At 61.2% G+C, this 19,941-nt stretch carries 18 protein-coding genes; 6 read left to right on the plus strand and 12 right to left on the minus strand.

Translation table 11 applies throughout. The annotated features are described in order from the left end of the window. Positions 1–42: 42 nt before the first annotated feature. Positions 43–522 carry a GNAT family N-acetyltransferase gene (locus tag ACSQ16_RS15385; RefSeq protein WP_243263133.1) on the minus strand — a complete coding sequence of 160 codons (480 nt, stop codon included), beginning with the start codon at positions 520–522 and terminating at the stop codon, positions 43–45. 105 nt (positions 523–627) lie between these two features. Here ACSQ16_RS15385 and ACSQ16_RS15390 point away from each other — a divergent pair, with 105 nt between their 5' ends. Then, positions 628–1,233, plus strand: coding sequence for a flavin reductase family protein (locus tag ACSQ16_RS15390; RefSeq protein WP_243262476.1), 606 nt, complete (start codon positions 628–630; stop codon positions 1,231–1,233). A gap of 259 nt (positions 1,234–1,492) precedes the next feature. Here the strand turns inward: ACSQ16_RS15390 and ACSQ16_RS15395 are convergent, their stop codons facing one another. Beyond that, entirely contained in the window at positions 1,493–3,124 is a 1,632-nt protein-coding gene (locus ACSQ16_RS15395; RefSeq protein ID WP_243262475.1) for a SulP family inorganic anion transporter, read from the minus strand. Positions 3,125–3,413: 289 nt separating this feature from the next. Here ACSQ16_RS15395 and ACSQ16_RS15400 point away from each other — a divergent pair, with 289 nt between their 5' ends. Next, on the plus strand, positions 3,414–4,286 hold the full coding sequence (locus tag ACSQ16_RS15400) for an S-methyl-5'-thioadenosine phosphorylase (protein ID WP_243262474.1): 873 nt from the start codon (positions 3,414–3,416) through the stop codon (positions 4,284–4,286). Positions 4,287–4,454: 168 nt separating this feature from the next. Next, a complete protein-coding gene (locus ACSQ16_RS15405) occupies positions 4,455–4,985 on the plus strand; it encodes an adenine phosphoribosyltransferase (RefSeq protein WP_067939895.1) in 531 nt (176 codons plus the stop codon). Here ACSQ16_RS15405 and ACSQ16_RS15410 read toward each other — a convergent pair. From ACSQ16_RS15410 to coxB, 10 genes are all read right to left on the minus strand, one after another. After that, complete coding sequence (locus ACSQ16_RS15410; RefSeq protein WP_243262473.1) at positions 4,982–6,397, minus strand: FAD-binding oxidoreductase; 1,416 nt, start codon at positions 6,395–6,397, stop codon at positions 4,982–4,984. The genes ACSQ16_RS15405 and ACSQ16_RS15410 overlap by 4 nt on opposite strands. A gap of 135 nt (positions 6,398–6,532) precedes the next feature. Next, on the minus strand, positions 6,533–7,117 hold the full coding sequence (locus tag ACSQ16_RS15415; RefSeq protein ID WP_093926879.1) for a GNAT family N-acetyltransferase: 585 nt from the start codon (positions 7,115–7,117) through the stop codon (positions 6,533–6,535). Then, entirely contained in the window at positions 7,117–8,379 is a 1,263-nt protein-coding gene (locus ACSQ16_RS15420; RefSeq protein WP_243262472.1) for a M16 family metallopeptidase, read from the minus strand. The genes ACSQ16_RS15415 and ACSQ16_RS15420 overlap by 1 nt, the downstream gene beginning before the upstream one ends. Then, entirely contained in the window at positions 8,376–9,764 is a 1,389-nt protein-coding gene (gene thrC / locus ACSQ16_RS15425) for a threonine synthase (protein WP_243262471.1), read from the minus strand. Before thrC ends, ACSQ16_RS15420 begins: the two co-directional genes overlap by 4 nt. A gap of 4 nt (positions 9,765–9,768) precedes the next feature. Further along, complete coding sequence (locus ACSQ16_RS15430) at positions 9,769–10,455, minus strand: SURF1 family protein (protein WP_093926882.1); 687 nt, start codon at positions 10,453–10,455, stop codon at positions 9,769–9,771. Positions 10,456–10,550: 95 nt separating this feature from the next. Beyond that, positions 10,551–11,357, minus strand: coding sequence for a cytochrome c oxidase subunit 3 (locus tag ACSQ16_RS15435; protein ID WP_093926883.1), 807 nt, complete (start codon positions 11,355–11,357; stop codon positions 10,551–10,553). Positions 11,358–11,392: 35 nt separating this feature from the next. Beyond that, positions 11,393–11,968 carry a cytochrome c oxidase assembly protein gene (locus ACSQ16_RS15440; RefSeq protein WP_093926884.1) on the minus strand — a complete coding sequence of 192 codons (576 nt, stop codon included), beginning with the start codon at positions 11,966–11,968 and terminating at the stop codon, positions 11,393–11,395. Next, positions 11,968–12,135 (minus strand): cytochrome C oxidase assembly protein, encoded by a 168-nt coding sequence (locus ACSQ16_RS15445; RefSeq protein ID WP_067621905.1) that lies wholly within the window; start codon positions 12,133–12,135, stop codon positions 11,968–11,970. The genes ACSQ16_RS15440 and ACSQ16_RS15445 overlap by 1 nt, the downstream gene beginning before the upstream one ends. Further along, positions 12,135–13,070: a heme o synthase gene (cyoE, locus tag ACSQ16_RS15450; protein ID WP_243262470.1), complete on the minus strand. Its 936-nt coding sequence runs from the start codon at positions 13,068–13,070 to the stop codon at positions 12,135–12,137. The genes ACSQ16_RS15445 and cyoE overlap by 1 nt, the downstream gene beginning before the upstream one ends. A gap of 60 nt (positions 13,071–13,130) precedes the next feature. After that, a complete protein-coding gene (coxB, locus tag ACSQ16_RS15455; RefSeq protein WP_093926886.1) occupies positions 13,131–14,048 on the minus strand; it encodes a cytochrome c oxidase subunit II in 918 nt (305 codons plus the stop codon). A gap of 179 nt (positions 14,049–14,227) precedes the next feature. On the opposite strand from coxB, the gene tldD reads away from it, so the two are divergent. The 3 genes from tldD to topA all read left to right on the plus strand — a co-directional run bounded on the left by tldD (position 14,228) and on the right by topA (position 19,853). After that, positions 14,228–15,649 (plus strand): metalloprotease TldD, encoded by a 1,422-nt coding sequence (gene tldD, locus ACSQ16_RS15460; protein WP_243262469.1) that lies wholly within the window; start codon positions 14,228–14,230, stop codon positions 15,647–15,649. A 98-nt stretch (positions 15,650–15,747) separates the two neighbouring features. Further along, the gene (gene dprA, locus ACSQ16_RS15465; protein WP_243262468.1) at positions 15,748–16,926 is read left to right on the plus strand and encodes a DNA-processing protein DprA; all 1,179 of its coding nucleotides are present in this window, start codon (positions 15,748–15,750) and stop codon (positions 16,924–16,926) included. A gap of 254 nt (positions 16,927–17,180) precedes the next feature. Then, positions 17,181–19,853, plus strand: a complete 2,673-nt coding sequence (topA, locus tag ACSQ16_RS15470) for a type I DNA topoisomerase (RefSeq protein ID WP_243262467.1) — start codon at positions 17,181–17,183, stop codon at positions 19,851–19,853. The last annotated feature ends 88 nt before the right edge of the window (positions 19,854–19,941 follow it).

Genomic DNA, 19,941 nt, shown 5'->3' on the forward strand with positions numbered 1-19,941 from the left:
TCTTTGAGCTTAGGCACAATGTGGGTCGGGAGCGGGGTAAAATCAATCGTACCAGCGGCGAACCTTACCGGTCACCCCTGCCCAAGCGTTCTCGGCCAAGGCGCGGCCCAGGACGCGGGCCGGGTTCGTCGGCGGGGGCATCTCGACATCTTGCAGCAGGGTAAAGCCAAAGCGGTTGTAGTAAGGGGCATCGCCCACCAGCATCACCCGCTCCCACCCCAGCGGGGCCGCCTGCGCCAGTGAGGTCTCAATCAAGGCTGCGCCCAGTCCTTCGCCCTGCCGTGTGGGGTGGACGGCAACGGGGCCCAGCAACAGCGCCGGCGTCGCGTCAATGCGCACCGGCCAATAGCGGATCGCGCCTGCCAGAATCCCACCGCTATCGCGCGCCACATGGCTCAGCCCCGCCACGGGCGGCACACCGTCGCGCAGCCGGTAAGACGACAGCGCCTCACGCCCCGGCGCGAAACAGGTGTCATAAAGCGCCTCAACCTCCCAATGGTCGGCGGGCCCCTCCGGGGTCATCTTGTAGAGCGTCTGATGCAAGGCCGGAGGCTTTCAGGAGCAATTGCGGGTGGCGCTGGACGTAGCATGAGGCTAGCCATAGGTGCAAACCATCAAGGAGTGTTCATGTTTTATCGTCCCGAAGACGGCCATGGTCTGCCGCATAACCCGTTTAACGCCATCGTCACGCCGCGCCCCATCGGCTGGATCTCCAGCCGCGATGGGCAGGGCCGCGACAACCTCGCGCCCTATTCGTTCTTTAACGCCGTGGCTTATGTGCCGCCGCAGGTGATGTTCGCCTCTACCAGCGCCAAGGATGATGTGGACGGCACCAAGGATTCGGTCGCCAATATCCGCGAGACCGGTGTCTTTTGTGTAAACATCGTTGAATACGCCGCGCGGGATGCAATGAACGTGACATCGGCGCAGTTGCCGCATGGAACCGATGAGTTTGAGCGCGCCGGGATCACCAAGGCGGAATGTGATCAAATCGCCTGTGCGCGGGTGGCCGATGCCCCGGCGAATCTGGAATGCAAGGTGACGCAGATCGTGCAACTGCCCGGTGAGGCGAACTTCGTCGTGTTTGGCGAGGTAATTGGCGTGCATCTGCGTGATGATTGCGTGGTGGACGGACGTTTTGACGTGACGCAGTACCAGCCGCTGTCGCGCATGGGCTATCGTGATTACACGGTTGTGCGGGAGCTGTTTGAGTTGAAGCGTCCGAATGATTGACGAGGGCCATCGCCTGCCCGCGGGTGGGCGAACTAACAGTGGTTGAAACCACTTTATGGCTCAGCCAAGATGCGCGTTTTCAATATCGCGCCCGGCCTCACCCAATCGCCTACCCGGTCGCACCGAAGGTGCGCCAGTAATATTTAGGCACGCCTTTGGCGTGACGCGCGGGCAGGCGATGGCCCGGCGCCTGCGGCTTGATTCCGGGCTGTGGTGAAAGAAAAAACCCGGCGCTTTTATGTAGCGCCGGGCTTTCATTTTAGTGCCCGCCCAGAACCCCGGTGCGCACGTCGTAATCCACGGCCAATTCATAATCGGGGTCGTCATCGCTATCGACCATCAGATGCCCCGCTTTGTTCAGCAGACGGTGACAATCCCGGCTAAGGTGGCGCAGTTGCAAGCGCTTGCCCGCCGCCTCGTATTTCGCGGCCATCGCCTCGATCGCCTGTAGCGCGGATTGATCCACCACCCGGCTATCAGCGAAATCGACGATCACCACCTCGGGGTCGTTCTCCACGTCGAAAAGCTCGGCAAAGCCGTCGGAGGAGCCGAAGAACAGCGGCCCGTGGACTTCATAGACCTTAGCGCCCTTCTCGGTCACCGACTCGCGCGTGGTCGCGTGGATGCGGCGGGCGTTGTTCCACGCATAGGCCAGCGCCGAGACGATCACGCCCACGACCACCGCCACGGCGAGGTCTTCCATCACGGTTACCACAGTCACCAGAATGATGACGAAAGCGTCCATCAGCGGCACTTTCCGCAGGATGGTGAGCGAGTTCCATGCAAAGGTGCCGATCACCACCATGAACATCACGCCAACCAGCGCCGCCAGCGGGATCAGTTCAATCACCGAAGAGCCGATGAGGATGAAGAGCAGCAAGAACACCGCCGCCGCGATTCCGGCAACGCGGGTGCGGCCACCCGATTTCACGTTGATCATCGACTGGCCGATCATCGCACAGCCGCCCATGCCGCCAAAGAAACCGGTAACCGTATTGGCCACACCTTGGGCGATACACTCTTGGCTCGCACCGCCGCGCTTGCCCGTCAGATCGCCCACAAGGTTCAGTGTCAGCAAGCTTTCGATCAGGCCAATGGCGGCGAGGATCACGGCGTAAGGAAGGATGATCTCAAAGGTCTCCCACGTCAGCGGCACCATGGGGATGTGCAAGCTCGGCAATCCGCCTTGGATCGAAGCCAGATCACCCACCCGCGGCACGTCGAGGCCGAAACCAATCACCAAAGCGGCGATGATCCCGATGCCCGCAAGCGGCGCGGGGATCAGCTTGGTGATGCGCGGGGTGATCCAGATGATCGCCATGGTCGCCGCCACCAGCGCCAGCATCAGGTAGAGCGGCTGGCCCGAAAGCCATTCGCCACCGCCCATGCCGTGGCCCGTGTCGACCATGGTGCCGGGCACTTTAAACTGGCTCATCTGGGCCAAGAAAATCACAATCGCCAGACCGTTGACGAAGCCCAACATCACCGGATGCGGCACCAGCCGGATGAACTTGCCCCACTGCATGACGCCTGCGAAAATCTGCAACAGGCCCATCAGAACGACAGTAGCAAAGAGGTATTCAACCCCGTGCTGCGCCACCAAGGCCACCATGACGACAGCCAGAGCGCCCGTGGCACCCGAGATCATCCCAGGCCGACCGCCAATCAACGCCGTGATGAGACCGACAAGGAAGGCAGCATAAAGACCAACCAAAGGATGCACCCCGGCCACGAAAGCAAAGGCCACCGCTTCGGGCACCAGCGCCAATGCAACCGTCAGCCCCGACAGCAGTTCGATGCGCAACCGCCCGATAGAAAAACCATCGTCCGGCATCCAACGCAGATCGGTCACATCAAGGTTCTTGGTAAAATTGTGCAGCGTGGCGCGCATAGGGGCGTCCTTTGACTTTCGGAAAACGGATATAGCGCCCTGACCGCGGATGCGGGGCGCTTTTGGCTGCACCTAGAGTAGTTTTACCACGATGAAAAGCATCTTGGCGACGATCAAACTAAGGCTGCTGCAATGCAGAAACACATCTATGCAAGGGCCAGCTCTCGATGAGCACTGGCAATTCCTGACTAAGACGTGTCTTCCACGGTGGCAAAAACACTTGAACCCCACGGAAATCTGTGAGGTTCTTTAAGCTTCATTGGCAACCATCCGAGGCACAGGCTCCCCCATGACAGATACGAAAATCGCCGTGATCGGCGGCTCAGGCATCTATGATATCGACGGTCTGAAGGATGCCGATTGGGTCACGGTGGAGACCCCATGGGGGGCGCCGTCGGATCAGGTACTGACCGGGACTCTGGATGGGGTGGCCATGGTCTTTTTGCCGCGCCATGGGCGTGGGCATGTGCATACGCCAACCTCCGTGCCCTACCGCGCCAATATCGACGCGCTCAAACGGCTGGGCTGTACCGATGTGATCAGCGTGTCAGCCTGCGGATCGTTCCGCGAGGAAATGGCACCGGGCGATTTTGTCATCGTCGATCAATTCATCGACCGGACCATGGCCCGCGAGAAGAGCTTTTTCGGCCCCGGATGCGTCGCGCATGTGAGTGTGGCCCACCCCACCTGCCCGCGCCTGAGCGACGCTTGCGAGACTGCCGCACGGGACGCGGGCATCAACGTACATCGCGGCGGCACCTATCTGGCGATGGAGGGGCCGCAATTCTCGACACTGGCTGAATCCAAGATGTACCGCGAAAGCTGGAGCGCGGATGTGATCGGCATGACCAATATGCCCGAGGCGAAATTGGCCCGCGAGGCAGAGCTTTGCTATGCGAGCGTGGCGATGATCACCGATTACGACAGTTGGCACCCCGACCACGGCGAGGTGGATGTGACGCAAATCATCGCCACGCTGATGGGCAATGCCGACAAGGGCCGCGCCATGGTTTCGCGGCTGCCCGCGCTTTTGGGTGCCGAGCGTGCGCCCTGCCCGCATGGCTGTGACCGGGCGCTGGAATTTGCGATCCTGACCCAGCCGGATGCGCGGGATCCGGAATTGCTGGCCAAGCTGGATGCGGTGGCGAGGCGGATGCTTTGACCGCGGGCGGCGGTTCTGCTTGGCTGAGTGCGGAAGGTATTTAAGAAAGGATGAAGGGAGGGGGTTTGGCGCCCCTTTTCGGATGTTGGGCGGCGGGCGCAGATGGGGGGTTCGCCCGGGCGGCGCGTTGCGCTAAGACGGGTCCGGTCAAACACGCGGAAGGGCGGCATGAAACAGGTTCAGGACTATATTCGCACGATCGTAGATTTCCCCCATGAGGGGATCATGTTTCGTGACGTGACAACGCTTTTTGCCGATCCGCGCGGGTTTCGCATGGCGATCGACCAGATGCTGCACCCCTATGCGGGGATCAATATCGACAAGGTGGTGGGGCTCGAAGCGCGTGGCTTTATTCTGGGCGGGGCGATTGCGCATCAGTTGAGCGTGGGTTTTGTGCCGATCCGCAAGAAGGGCAAGCTGCCCGGCACGGTGATCAGTCAGGAATATAAGCTTGAATATGGCGAGGCCATTGTTGAGCTGCATGACGATGCGATCAAGCCGGGCGAGAAGGTTTTGGTGGTGGATGATCTCTTGGCCACCGGCGGCACCGCGGAGGCCGGGATCAAACTGATCGAGCGTTTGGGCGGCGAGATCGTTTCCTGCGCCTTTATCATCGACCTGCCCGAATTGGGCGGGCGCAAGCGGTTGGAAGCGCTTGGCAAAGAGGTGCATGCGCTCTGCGCTTTTGACGGGCTTTAAGCCCTTAGGACGGCGCCGGGGTTCATGATGCCTTGGGGGTCGAGCGCCGTTTTGATGGCGCGCATGGCGGCGAGTTTGGCGGGGTCGCTATAGCGTTCGAGGTCATCGACCTTGACGCGGCCCACGCCATGTTCCGCGCTGAATGACCCGCCCAATTCATGTACGAGATCGTGGACCAGACGTTTCAAGTCGTCGCGTTGATCTTCGTAATCGGCGCGGGTTTTTCCCTTTGCGGGGAAGACGTTGTAGTGCAGATTGCCGTCCCCGACATGGCCGAAACAGTTGATGCGGAAGTCGCCGAGCGCCGAGAGCGCGTCGGTGGCGCGGGTGATGAATTCGGGGGTCGCGCCGAGGGGCACTGAGATGTCGTGGCTTGAGACCGAGCCGATCAGGCGATTGGCCTCGGGGATGGTTTCGCGGATGGTCCAGAAGTCTTGGGCCTGCTGGGCGTTCTGCGCGATGAGGCCGTCCGAGACGAGGCCCGCGTCAAGCGCTGCGGCGAAGAGCGCTTCTAGCGCGGCGTTGGTATCGATCTCTCCGGGGGTGCCGATGTCGATCAGGACGCACCATTCGGGCGTTTCGGCGAAGGGTTGGCGGATGTTGGGGAGAGTTTCGTTAAGGAAATCGAAACCTCTACGGTGCATCAATTCAAAAGCGCTGATCATTTCGCCCAAGTGGTCCCGCGCGAGGGAGAGGAGCGCCAATGCGGCGGCCGGGCTCCCGACCACCATGAACGCGGTGCCACTGCGGGCCGGGCGCGCGTAGAGTTTGAGGGCGGCGGCGGTGATCACGCCGAGCGTGCCTTCGGCGCCGATCAGCAGGTTGCGCAGATCGTAGCCGGTGTTGTTTTTGCGCAGGCGGGTCAGGCCGTGCCAGATTTGGCCGTCAGGCAGGACGGCTTCGAGACCGAGGCAGAGGTCGCGGGCATTGCCGTAGCGCAGCACGCCAGTGCCGCCTGCGTTGGTCGAGAGTGTGCCGCCGATCCGCGCGGTCCCTTCGGCAGCGAGGGACAGGGGGAAGAGGCGGTTTGCCTCTTCGGCGGCGGCTTGGACATCAGCGAGGATGACGCCCGCTTCGGCGACCAGTACGTTCTCTTCGGGTAAGACGGCGCGGATGCGGTTCATGCGCTCAAGGGAGAGGATCAGCGGTGCCGGGCCATCGCTACTGATCTGCCCGCCAACAAGCCCGGTGCCGCCGCCGTAAGGCACGACCGGCACGCGGGCGGCATGGGCGGCGCGGATCAGGGTGGCGACCTCTTCCGTATTGCGCGGCAAGGCCAAGACGCCACCCTGCCCTGCATAACGGCCGCGGGGTTCTTCAAGGTAGCGCTGCGCGGGTTCGCGCAGCACGTCGTCGGGCAGTCGCGCGCGCAGGGTGTCGGTGAAGGCGGTGTCGGCTGGGTTCAGTGTCATGGCCCTTTGATCCTGCGCGAGGCGCGCGGATGCAAGAGCAAAGCGCCGGAACGGCTGGGAGAATGCGGGGCGTGAGGCGGGGCAATAATGCCCCGGCGATGCTTGTATCAGCAGCGAAGCGCTCCGCGCTGAGGCTTAGCCTACGTCCGTGCGCCCGCGCCGATCCTTGCGCAGGGAGGCATAGAGCACATGGGTTCGCCAGCGGCCATCGATTTGCAAATAGCTCTGCGCGACGCCTTCGTATTTAAAGCCCGCCTTTTCTAGCAGGCCGCGGGAGGCTTGGTTTTCCGGCAGGCAGGCGGCTTCGATGCGCGACAGGTCAAACCGCGTGAAGGCCTGATGCACCGTCGCTTCGATCGCCTCGCGCATGTAGCCTTGGCGCGCAAAGGGCTCGCCCGTCCAATAGCCTAACGTGCCGGATTGCGCGGGGCCACGGCGGATATTGTCGAGGGTGATCGCACCGACGAGGTTTTGATCGCTGCGGCGGATCAAGAAGAGCGGCATGGCGTTGCCCGAAGACACCGAGCGCTGCGCCCAGTAGACGCGGTTGGTGAAAGCCTTGCGGGTCAGGTGATCCTCGGCCCATGTCGGCTCCCACGGGCGTAGATAGTCGTTGCTGGCGCGGCGCAGAGCGGACCAGGCGCGGAAATCGGCATGGATCGGCGGACGCAGGGTCAGCCGTTCCGTTTCGATCCGCAGTTTGCGTCGCCCCAGCAGCATCAGGCGGCGCGTCTGCTGTGAAGCTCGTCGAGCGTTGGCGCGCCATCTACGGGGCCGTAGAGCGCAAGAGCCGCGGGCGCTTGGATGGCCATGCGTTCGGCGAAGTCGCGCACGTCGCCGGTGGTGACAGCGTCGATCTGGGCCACGGTTTCTTCCAGCGGCGGGACGCGGTCCCAGATTTGGATGAGGCGGGCCAGACGTTCGGCGCGGTTCGAGGGGCTTTCCAACCCCATCAGCAGCCCGGCTTTCATCTGGGCGCGGGCGCGGGCGACTTCGGCGGGGGACATGTCAGAGGCCGCGCGCTTCATCTCGTCGATGGTGATGTTTGCCAGTTCGGGCAGTTGCTCGGCGCTGGTGCCCGCGTAGATCGTGGTCATGCCCGTATCGGCATAGGCGCCTGCTTGGGCAAAGATCGTGTAGCAGAGGCCGCGGTTTTCGCGGATCTCTTGGAACAGGCGCGAAGACATGCCGCCGCCCAAGGCAGAGGCGTAGATTTGGGCGATATAGATATCGTCGGACCGATAGCCGGGGCTTTCAAAGCCAAGGGCGAAATGGGCCTGTTCAAGCTGTTTGACCTGTCGGAACTCGCCGCCGCCGAAACGGGCGCTGTCGATCTGGTAGAGTTTTTTCGAGGGCATGTCGCCAAAGAGGCTTTCGGCCAGTTTTACGATCTTATCGTGGTCCACGGCACCGGCAGCCGAGAGGATCATCTGCTCTGGCCCGTAGTGGTCCGCGATGAAGCGTTGCAGATCGTCGCGCGAGAAGGCCGAGACACGTTCGGACGGGCCGAGGATGGTGCGGCCGATGGGTTGATCTGGATAAGCCTGCTCTTGCAGCCAGTCGAAGATCACGTCATCGGGCGTATCGAGTGCTTGGCCGATCTCTTGCAGGATCACGCCGCGTTCGACTTCAACCTCAGAAGGGTCCAGCACCGGATTGCGCAGGATATCTGCAATCACATCAAGGCCAAGCGCCACGTCGTTTTCCAGCACGCGCGCGTAGTAGGCTGTGACCTCGCGCGAGGTATAGGCGTTGATATAGCCGCCCACGTCTTCGATCGCTTCGGCGATTTGCAGCGATGAGCGGGTCGCGGTGCCTTTGAACGCCATATGTTCAAGGAAATGCGCGATGCCGTTTTGCTGCGGCGTCTCGTGGCGCGCGCCTGCGTTGACCCAGACGCCGATGGCGGAGGAGGCGAGCCCCTCCATATGTTCGGTGACGATGCGAAAGCCGTTGGGCAATGTGGTCTGTTGAAGGCTCACGCGGGGAGGTTTCCTTTGATATGCGCTTTCAGCGCGTCGAGGTCATTGGGCAGCCGGGTGAAACGTTCTTCCCGGTCGAAAAGGTCCGCCATGCGGGGCGGCAGGGCCGGGCGGATCCCGGTGGCGGCTTCGACCGCGTCGGGGAATTTAGCCGGGTGCGCTGTGGCCAGCGTGACCATTGGGGTGGCCGGATCGCGCAGCTCATCCGCGACTTTCACGCCGACGGCGGAATGTGGGCAGAGCAGCTCACCCGTGGTGGTGCGGCGGTCTGCGATGGTGGCGCTGGTTTCTTCTTCCGACGCGCGGCCAGAGCGGTAGGTGTCTTGCAGCGCCTGCATGGCGCCTTGGGAGACATCGAAACCGCCCTGCCCCAATTCGTCCATCAGTTGCGCCACGGCCCCGGCATCGCGGTCGTATGCGTCGAAGAGGGCGCGCTCGAAATTGGACGAGACTTGGATGTCCATCGAGGGGCTGATCGAGGGGGTCACGCCGCCTTTGTGGTAGCCTTGGCCTGAGAGGCAGCGGTGCAAGATGTCGTTCTGGTTGGTGGCGACCACCAGATCGGCGATGGGCAGACCCATGCGTTTGGCGATGTAGCCCGCGAAGATGTCACCGAAGTTGCCGGTGGGCACGGTGAAGCTGATCTCACGCAGGGGCGCGCCGAGGCTAGTGGCGGCGGTGAAGTAATAGACCACCTGCGCCAGCACCCGGCCCCAGTTGATCGAGTTCACACCCGCCAGCCGCACGGAATCGCGGAAGTCAAAATCGTTGAACATGTCCTTGAGGCGCGCTTGGCAATCGTCAAAATCGCCGTCGATGGCCAGCGCGTGCACGTTGGTTTCCGCAGGCGTGGTCATCTGGCGGCGCTGCACGTCAGAAACCCGACCATGCGGGTAGAGGATGAAGACGTCGACGTTATCCAAGCCTTTGAAGGCTTCGATCGCGGCGGAGCCGGTGTCACCCGAGGTGGCGCCGACGATGGTGACGCGTTCGCCCTTGCGGCCCAGTGCGGCTTGGAACATCTGGCCGATGAGTTGCATGGCGAAGTCTTTGAACGCCAGCGTGGGGCCGTGGAACAGTTCCAGCAGGAAGTGGTTCGGCGCAAGCTGCACCATCGGCGCGCGGGCGGTGTGGCCGAAGCCTTCGTAGGCGCGGGCGATAATGGTGCGGAATTCGTCGTCAGTGAAAGTGTCACCGATGAATGGGCGCATGACGGTAAAGGCGACCTCTTCGTAGCTTTGGCCCTGCATGGCGGTGATCTGGTCCGTGCTGAGTGTCGGGATCGTTTCTGGCACATAGAGGCCGCCGTCACGGGCAAGGCCGGTCAGCATCGCCTCTTCGAAGGACAGAACGGGGGCGGAGCCACGGGTAGAGATATAGCGCATAGGGTCAGTCGACTTTCGGCGTTGCAGGGGCGCGGCGGCGGCGCAGGAAAAGAACGGTCATCGCCAGCCAGATGGCGGCGAGGGAAAACCAGGTGATCGCATATTGCAAGTGATCGTTGGGGATGCGGGCGGTATCGACGGGCAGCGGGGCGATCTTGGGGTCACCTCCCTCGGTCTCACGGGCGACGACGAGGAGTGGTTCCGTGCCAAGCGTTTCGGCCATCAAAGGCACGTCGCGGGCGAACCAAATATTGCGGGCGGTATCAACCTCGGGCGTGAAACTGTCGACCTCTTGGGGCCATTGCAGATTGCCGATGATGCGGGCGGGGCCAGCAGGTTTTACCGCGTCTTTATTCTCGGTCGCGGTGAAACCCAGATCGACGAGGATGCGGCGACCAGCGTCCAGCGTCAGCGGCGCGATGATACGATAGCCCGCGCCCTTTTGCTTTTGGCTGACGAGTACATGTAGCGCGTCCGCACCGATCTCTCCCTCCACCATCACGGGCAGGTAGGCGTCGGCCTCAGGGTCAGGTTGGGCGGGCAACTCAGCAGGCGCGGCGGTGATGCGGGCGTCGATGTCGGCGACAATTGCTTCTTTCCATGCCAGCCGCTGCACCTGCCATACCCCAAGCGCCACGAGGATGGCCGCCCCGCCAAGACCGACGATGATGAAGAACAGGCTGCGCCGCATACGAATCTCTCAGGCTGAAACGACAAACGCGCGAAGAAGGCTTCGCGCGTTTGGGTTTTACGGGTGTGGGGCGCGGATGCAACCCCGCCCTATGTTCAGGGCTGGCCCCACATGTAGACGGCGAAGAAGAGGAACAGCCAGACCACATCGACGAAGTGCCAGTACCAAGCCGCCGCTTCAAAGCCCACGTGCCGCTCGGGGGTGAAGTGGCCCCGCATCGCACGCAGCAGGCAGACGAAGAGGAAGATCGTACCGATCACAACGTGGAAGCCGTGAAAGCCTGTCGCCATGAAGAAGCTGGAGAAATACATGTCGCCGCCGAAGGTCCAATCGTCATGGACCAGCAGCTCGTAGTATTCGTAAGCCTGAAGCGCGGTGAAGAGCACACCAAGGATCACCGCAATGGTCAGGCCCGAAATCAGGTCTTTACGGTTATTCTCATGGGCCAGTGCATGGTGTGCCCAAGTCACGGCACAGCCCGAGAGCAGCAAGACCAGCGTGTTGATCAGCGGCAAGTGGAAGGCGTCTACTGCGTGAATCTCAGGTTGCACGTATTCAGTGCCCGCATATTCATACATCGGGTACAGGGCTTGCTTGAAGAAAGACCAAAACCAAGCGACGAAGAACATCACTTCGGACATGATGAAGAGGATAAAGCCATAGCGCAGGCCGATCCGCACAACGCCGGTGTGATCCCCGACTTCGCTTTCGGTTACGACTTCGGCCCACCATGCGAACATGACATAGAGCGTGGCGACCAGACCGCCGAGGAAGACAAAAGGCGTTACACCGTGCATCCAGAGCACGGCACCGGCCAGCATGACAAACCCACCAAGCGAGCCGAGCAGTGGCCAAGAAGAGGGGGGCAGAATGTGATAGTCGTGGTTCTTTGCATGGGCCATGGTTTCGGGTCCCTCACCTTTGTTTAATCAGGTCGTTAATTCGTTGCTGTGGCGCTGGCCTGATCGAGGGCGGCATAGCCTTCGGGCAGGTCAATTTCATAGAATGTATAAGATAGTGTGATGGTATGTACAAACTTCCCATCGCGGTCTTCGACCATTTCGGGGTCGACAAAGAAGCTTACCGGCATCTGGACACGTTCACCGGGGGCCAGCACCTGTTCGGTGAAGCAAAAGCAGTCAATCTTTTCAAAGAACGGCCCTGCGGTATAGGGGGTCACGTTATAGCTCGCCTGCCCTGCGACCGCATGGTCGGTTGGGTTGTAGGCTTCATAAAACGCCAGCCCGGTTTCCCCGATGCGGACCTCCATTTCGCGGACCACGGGCTTGAACTCCCACGGCATACCGTCGTTGAGCGATCCGTCAAAGCGAACCTTGACGGTTTGATCCAGCACATCCGCGCTGCCCGCCGTCACCTGCCCCGGCGTCCCGCCGAAACCTGTGACACGGCAGAACCAATCGTAGAACGGGACGGAGGCCCAAGCCAAACCGCCCATCAGCACCACGACGCTGACGGTTTGCATAACTGTTTTCTGAGGACCGGAGATCGGCATTACTGGGTCACCTCGCGTTGGTTAGCAGGCAGTTCAAAGTCGGTTTGCGTGATCTTGACGTAGGTCAGCGCCATGATCAGCACCACAAAAGCCCCCAGCATCAGACCGACACCAATATTGCGGCCCCGGCGGCGCTTGTGCAGTTCATGCTCAGGACGAAAGCTCATCACCAGCCCCCCAAACCAAAGGTACGCAGGGCGGCTTCGCCCAAGATCGCGCCGAAGTGCAGGAACAAATAGGCCAGCGACAGACGGAAGAACTTGCGCTCTTCGGCGTAATCATCGGCTTCGGCCATCACTTCATCCCGTTTCCAGATGCGCCATGCCCCCAGCAGGAAGGCTAGGTTCAGCACCAGCGCCACGGCGAAGTAAAAGATGCCGCCGATTGCGGTAAAGGCCGTTCCAATCGCCAAAGCGGCCAACAGAACGGTGTAGATCAGGATATGCATCCGCGTCGCCGGGCGACCGTGGGTCACGGTCAGCATCGGCACTTTGGCATCGTCGTAGTCAGAGCGCATGAACAGGGCCAATGCCCAGAAGTGTGGTGGTGTCCACATGAAGATCAGCGCGAACATCAGCCACGCCTCGACCGAGAAGCTGCCCGTCGCGGCGACCCAGCCGATCACCGGCGGGAAGGCCCCGGCGGCACCGCCGATGACGATGTTCTGCGGCGTCAGACGTTTCAGCCACATGGTATAGAAGACGGCGTAGAACAGGATGGTAAAAAGCAACATGCCCGCGGCCAGCAGATTGGTCGCCAGCCCCAGCATCATCACCGACAGACCCGACAAAGCCACGCCAAGCGTCAGCGCCTCTCCGGGCTGGACACGGCCCGAGGGGATCGGACGCCCGCGCGTGCGGCGCATCACGGCGTCGATATCGGCATCCCACCACATGTTGAGCGCGCCCGAGGCGCCGCCGCCGATGGCGATGAACAAGATCGCGCAAAAGCCGATGACGGGATTGACCGAGACCGGCGCGGCCAACAGACCCACGAAGGCCGTGAAGACGACAAGCGACATGACGCGCGGTTTCAACAGGGCAAAGTAATCCCCCAGCTGAGCGTCGTATTCACTTGTTGGCGTATTGGTGATGTCAGTCATCCCGAACCTTCCCAGGGCAAACACGGGGCGAAGGCCTAGGCCCTGCCCCGTGGAACTGGCTTATTTAGAAGCGACGGTCAGCGGCTGTTCGATGCCCGCATATTCCGCCTTGGCGTTGCCGAGCCACTCGGCATAGGCCTCTTCCGAAACGACTTTGACGGTGATCGGCATATAGGCGTGGGCCTGCCCGCAAAGCTCGGAACACTGACCGTAATAGACGCCTTCCTGCTCGGCGGTGAACCACAGTTCAGCCAAACGTCCCGGCACGCCATCCTGTTTCACGCCAAAGGCGGGAATGGTCCACGAATGGATCACGTCGCTTGCGGTAACCTGCACCACGATCGTCTGACCCACGGGGATCACGACAGAAGTATCGGTGGCCAGCAAAAAGTCTTCGCGGGCATAGCCTTCGTCTTCGAGCTTGGCGACCATTGCGTCATTCAACACGAAGGGGGTCACGTCTTCGTCGCCGTCACCCAAGGTGGCCGGGGCGCCGATCATGTAGCTGTCAAAAGCGATCTCTTCGTCGACATACTCATAAGTCCAATACCACTGGTTGCCTGTCGCTTTGATCGTGATGTCTGCCTCAGGGATTTCCTGCTGGCGGAACAGGATCGGCAGCGAATAGGCCCCAATCAGCACGAGGACCAGAATCGGCAGGATGGTCCATGCGATCTCAATCGGCGTGTGGTGGGTAAAGGACGACGGTGTCGGGTTCCGCTTTTTGTTGTAGCGGATCATGACCCAGATGATCAGGCCCGTCACAAAAATCGTGATGAGCGTGATGATCACGAGAATCAGGTGATCCAAATCGTGGATATCCTGCGCCAACCGCGTCACAGCGGGTTGAAAGCCTGTCTCGCCGTCAACAGGTCTGCCGATGACATCAAGCCCGTCAATGCGCAGGCTGTCCTGTGCCAATGCAGGCAGGGCGGCAAGGCTGGTCAAAAGACCGGAAAGGGGGAGTAGATGTTTCATATGTCGTCCTGATCTTGTGACCATTAAGAAGCCGATTAGACACCTGAACCACTGCTGCGATCCGGTGCCGTTGTAATCCTGGGTGCTTACAATCATATTCTGCCTACAAGATAAAGTCACATGCTTGCGTCATAGAGCCGCGCGAGACAGTTTTGTGACAGCAAGCAAGGATACCCCCAATGAGCAGCGCGCAATTCACCCCGTTTGAGGCCGATCTGGACCGAGAAACCGCTCTGAGCGTCCTTCGTGAAGCTGTGACCGGTGCGGATGACGGCGAATTATTCCTAGAACGTCGCCGTTCCGAGGCGCTGGTCTTCGATGATGGGCGTCTCAAGACCGCAAGCTATGACGCCGCCGAGGGGTTTGGCCTGCGTGCGGTACGCGGCGAGGTGGCGGGCTATGCGCATTCAACCGAACTCAGCGAAGCGTCGCTGCGTCGTGCGGCAGAAACGGCGCGGCTGGCGGTGGGTGATGGCGGTGGCACATGGGCCGACGCGCCCCAAGCGAGCAACGCACGGCTTTACACTGACGAAGACCCGATTGCCGGCCATGCCTTTCCTGTAAAAGTCGACACGCTGCGCGAGATCGACGCCTATGCCCGCGGCCTTGATTCCCGCGTGGTACAGGTAAGCGCTACGATTGCCGCAAGCATTCAAGAGGTCGAAATTCTCCGCCCCGAGGGGCATTCGGTGCGCGACGTGCGCCCCATGACGCGGGTCAACGTCTCGGTTATCGTGGAACAAAACGGCCGCCGTGAGAGCGGCGGCGTCGGCGGTGGCGGGCGGATTGGTCTCGACGGAATGCTGGCCCCAGAAGATTGGCAATCGAAGGTGCGCGAGGCGCTGCGCATTGCTTGCGTGAACCTTGATGCAGTCCCTGCCCCGGCGGGCGTGATGGATGTGGTGCTTGGCCCCGGCTGGCCCGGCATCCTGCTGCATGAGGCCATTGGCCACGGGCTAGAGGGCGACTTCAACCGCAAGGGCTCCAGCGCCTTTGCCGGGCTGATGGGCCAACAGATCGCCGCAAAGGGCGTGACCGTTTTGGACGATGGCACGATCCCGGACCGCCGCGGCTCTATCTCTGTCGATGACGAAGGCACCCCTTCGGCGCGTAATGTGCTGATCGAAGATGGGGTCTTGGTAGGCTATATGCAGGATCGTCAGAATGGGCGGCTGATGGGCGGCGCCTCAACCGGCAACGGACGGCGGCAGTCCTACGCGCACATTCCGATGCCGCGTATGACCAACACATATATGCTGGGCGGGGACGTGGCACCGGGCGATATCGTGGCTGACCTCAAAGATGGGATCTATGCCGTCGGCTTTGGCGGTGGGCAGGTCGATATTACCAACGGTAAATTCGTATTTTCCTGCACCGAAGCGTATCGCGTGCAGAACGGTAAGGTCGGCGCACCGGTCAAAGGGGCCACGCTGATCGGTGACGGGGCCACGGCACTGCAACAGATCCGCGCTATCGGCAATGATCCGGCGCTGGATCCGGGCATGGGCAACTGCGGCAAGCAGGGGCAGTGGGTGCCGGTGGGCGTGGGTCAACCGACATTGATGATCGGCGGGCTAACCGTGGGCGGCGCGGCGACCTAAGCCGAAGAGGCCGAGTTAATGCAAATGGTCGGGAAAAGATTCATGAGTTGTTAAGCAACAAATTCTATACCTGATTCTGCAACGGACGGAGTTTCGGGATGACTGACAAGGACCTACATCCTTCTTCCACTCACCCCCCACTCCCACCCACCCAGGAAGATGAACAGTTTGCCCGGCTTCGTCTGTTGCGCTCTCGCCGTGTCGGCATTTCGACCTACCGACGGTTGCTGGATGAACATGGCTCGGCGACCAATGCACTGACAGCTCTACCAGAAGTTGCCCATGCCGCTGGCATTTCTGACTATCGCATCTGCCCCGAAGGGGTTGTTCAGGCCGAACTTAACGCCGCCCGCGCCGCCGGGGCACGGCTGCTGGTGGAGGGCCAAGCGCCCTACCCTGATCTGCTATGCGACCTGCCCGATGCCCCCCCCTTTCTGTGGCTGATCGGTGATCCCGCACTGCTGACCCGCCCGATGATTTCATTGGTCGGTGCACGAAATGCCTCCTCACTCGGCCTGCGCATGGCTCGCACCCTCGCGGCAGAGCTGGGGGAGGCTGGTTTTGTCGTCGTCTCCGGCCTCGCACGCGGAATCGACGCGGCCGCGCATGAAGCGGCCCTTGCGCGCGGTACGATCGCGGTTCAAGCAGGTGGGGTCGACATCATCTATCCCAGTGAAAATGCCGCGCTGGCGGATCAGATCGCAGCGCAAGGGCTGCGCCTGTCAGAGCAACCGATGGGCCTACAACCGATGGCGCGGCATTTCCCGCGCCGCAATCGCATCATTTCCGGATTGAGCCGGGCAACCGTGGTGGTTGAGGCGGCGGCCCGCTCCGGCAGCTTGATCACCGCACGTGATGCGCTGGATCAAGGGCGCGAAGTGCTCGCGGTGCCGGGGCACCCGATGGACGCGCGCGCGGCAGGGGGCAACATGCTGATCCGTGATGGCGCTGTGCTGATACGCTCCGCCGCCGATGTGTTGGAGGTTTTGCCGGATATGCATAGGCCAACGGCGAACACGGCTACCCCTGCAAAACCTGCCTCGCGTCAAACATCCGCACGGCCGTTTCGCGCAACGCAAGCCCGTAGCAATACGGGGTCAATCGCAAAACTGCATGCGCGCATCTTGTCCCGTCTCGGCCATGCTCCGATTGCGGAGGATCAACTGATCCGCGACCTGCAAGTGCCCAGCACCACCGTAGCCCCGGCGCTTCTTGATCTTGAGTTGGAAGGACAAATCGAAAGGCAGCCCGGCGGGTTGCTAAGTCGCACGGTCTAGCGTCACAGGAGCAAAGCGGCGGCAGTTTATGCCGGGCAAACAACGGCGGACCGCCGAGGTCTTGACGCGCCTCATCCCGGCGAAAGAACCATTTCAAAGCATCCCAGCGGCAACGCTTTTCTACACCTCTCGGGACGCAAAACCGCAGTTTCGCAAAACCGTCATAAGCAGCAGCCGCATTGACAAACACCCCCGCCATCCCACATGAGACAGCGCAAAGCTGCCCTCATTTATGATCTAAGGTGCCTGTATTTATGCCCGTCGTCGTTGTCGAATCCCCCGCCAAGGCCAAAACGATCAACAAATATTTGGGCGATAATTATACTGTCCTCGCCTCTTATGGCCACGTCCGAGACCTGCCGCCCAAAGACGGATCGGTCGACACCGACGCCGATTTCGACATGAAATGGGAAGTGGCCAGCGACAGCAAAAAACACGTCAAAGCCATTGCCGACGCCTTGGCCAAAGACAACGCATTGATCCTCGCGACTGACCCCGACCGCGAAGGCGAGGCGATCAGTTGGCACCTGCAAGAAGCGCTGACCAAGCGCAAATCGATCAAGAAAGACACGCCGGTCAGCCGTGTGGTTTTCAACCAGATCACCAAAAAGGCCGTGACCGAGGCGATGGAAAATCCACGTCAGGTCGATATGCCGTTGGTCGAGGCTTATTTGGCCCGCCGCGCGCTGGACTATCTGGTGGGCTTCAACCTCTCCCCCGTGCTGTGGCGCAAGCTGCCGGGCGCAAAATCCGCAGGCCGGGTGCAATCGGTTACCCTGCGTTTGATCGTTGAACGTGAGATGGAGATCGAAGCCTTCCGCGCCCGTGAATATTGGTCGGTCAAAGCCCTGCTCGCCACCCCGCGCGGTCAGGAATTTGAAGCGCGTCTTGTCTCGCTTGCGGGCAAAAAGCTGGACCGCTTCGATCTGGCCGATGCCACGCAGGCCGAGATGGCCGTGCAGGCGATCACCAGCCGCGCGCTGAAAGTCATGAACGTTGAGGCCAAACCGGCCAGCCGCAACCCATCGGCACCCTTCATGACCTCGACCCTGCAGCAGGAGGCTAGTCGTAAATTTTCGATGGGCGCCAGGCAGACGATGTCGACGGCGCAGCGCCTTTATGAGGCCGGTCACATCACCTATATGCGGACCGATGGCATCGATATGGCGCCCGAAGCGGTGACCATGGCCCGCGATGCAATCAAAGACCGCTTTGGCGCGGACTACGTCCCGAAAGAACCGCGCATCTATAAGAACAAGGCCAAGAACGCCCAAGAAGCGCACGAATGCATCCGCCCGACGGATATGACCAAAGACGCCAAGGCTCTGAAGCTCGATGCCGATCAGGCGAAACTCTATGATCTGATCTGGAAGCGTACGCTGGCCTGCCAGATGGAAAGCGCCCGGCTGGAACGCACCACGGTTGAGGTCGGCAGCGATGACGGTCAGGTTGGCCTGCGCGCCAATGGTCAGGTCGTGCTGTTCGACGGGTTCTTGCGGGTCTATGAAGAAGGCCGTGATGATGTGGTCGATGAGGACGACAAGCGTCTGCCGCAGATCAGCCAAGGCGACGCGATGGACAAACGCGCCGTCACCCCCGAGCAGCATTTCACCCAGCCGCCGCCGCGCTATACCGAAGCCACGCTGGTTAAACGCATGGAAGAGCTCGGCATCGGCCGCCCCTCGACCTATGCCAGCATCGTCACCACGATTCAGGACCGCGAATATGTCCGTAAGGATGGCAACCGCCTGATCCCAGAGGATAAGGGCCGTTTGGTCACCGCCTTTCTTGAGAACTACTTCCGCCGCTATGTCGGGTATGATTTCACCGCCGACCTAGAAGACCAACTTGATAAGGTCAGTGCGGGCGACGCGGCCTATAAAGAAGTGCTGCGCCGCTTCTGGCGTGACTTCTCGGCGGCGATTGCAGAAACATCCGAACTGCGGATCACGGAAGTTCTGGAAAAGATCAACGAGGTGCTGGAACCGCATCTCTTCCCGCCCACCGAAGACGGCAGCGATCCGCGCCTTTGCCCGAACTGCGAAATTGGTCGCCTGTCGATGCGAACCGCGCGCTCGGGCGGGGCATTTATCGGTTGCTCAAACTACCCCGAATGCCGCTACACCCGCCCCTTCGGCCCGCCAGACCCAGAAGCCGAAGCTTCGGCGATCCCGCCAGACGGCAAGCTGCTGGGCGAAGATCAGGGAGACGAAATCCGTGTCTTCAAGGGCCGCTTTGGGCCCTATGTGCAACGCGGGCCTGTGACCGAAGAGAACAAAAAGCCCCCGCGCCAATCGATCCCCAAAGATTGGCCCGCCGAAGAAGTGACGCTTGAACAAGGTGCTATGCTACTCTCCCTCCCCCGTCAGATCGGCCCGCACCCCGAAGATGGCGTGATGGTCTGGTCGAACATCGGGCGCTATGGGCCATATATCAAACACGCTGAGAGCACCTCGGACCGGGGCGGCACCAATGCCAACCTCGAAGGGATCGATGAGGTCTTTACCGTGGGCATGAACCGCGCCGTGCAATTGCTGGCCGAAAAAGTCGCCAGCCGTGGTGGGCGTGGCAAGGCCGCCAAGCCGATCCGCGAGATGGGCGAACACCCCGATATGGGCGGCGCGGTCAATATCATGGAGGGCAAATACGGGCCTTATGTAAAGTGGGAAAAGGTCAACGCCACGATCCCGAAAGAGGTTGAACCGGCGGACCTGACCATGGAACGCGCCGTGGAGTTAATTGAAGAAAAGCTCGCCAAATCTCCGGCCAAGCGCAAAGCGGCGACCAAGAAGAAAGCGCCTGCAAAGAAGCCCGCGGCGAAGGCCGCTGCCAAGAAGCCCGCAGCGAAAAAAGCGCCTGCCAAAAAACCGGCGGCGAAAAAGCCTGCCGCCAAGAAACCAGCGGCCAATAAGGCCGACAGCGCATAAACCACGCGCCCGAACAGAGCGACCGCGCCGCCATCGGCGCGGTTCCGCCTGTGTCGTATCTTCACATCCAGCATCATGCATATGTGAT

Source organism: Sulfitobacter sp. SH24 (genome assembly GCF_965641895.1).
Taxonomy (GTDB): Bacteria; Pseudomonadota; Alphaproteobacteria; order Rhodobacterales; family Rhodobacteraceae; genus Sulfitobacter; species Sulfitobacter dubius.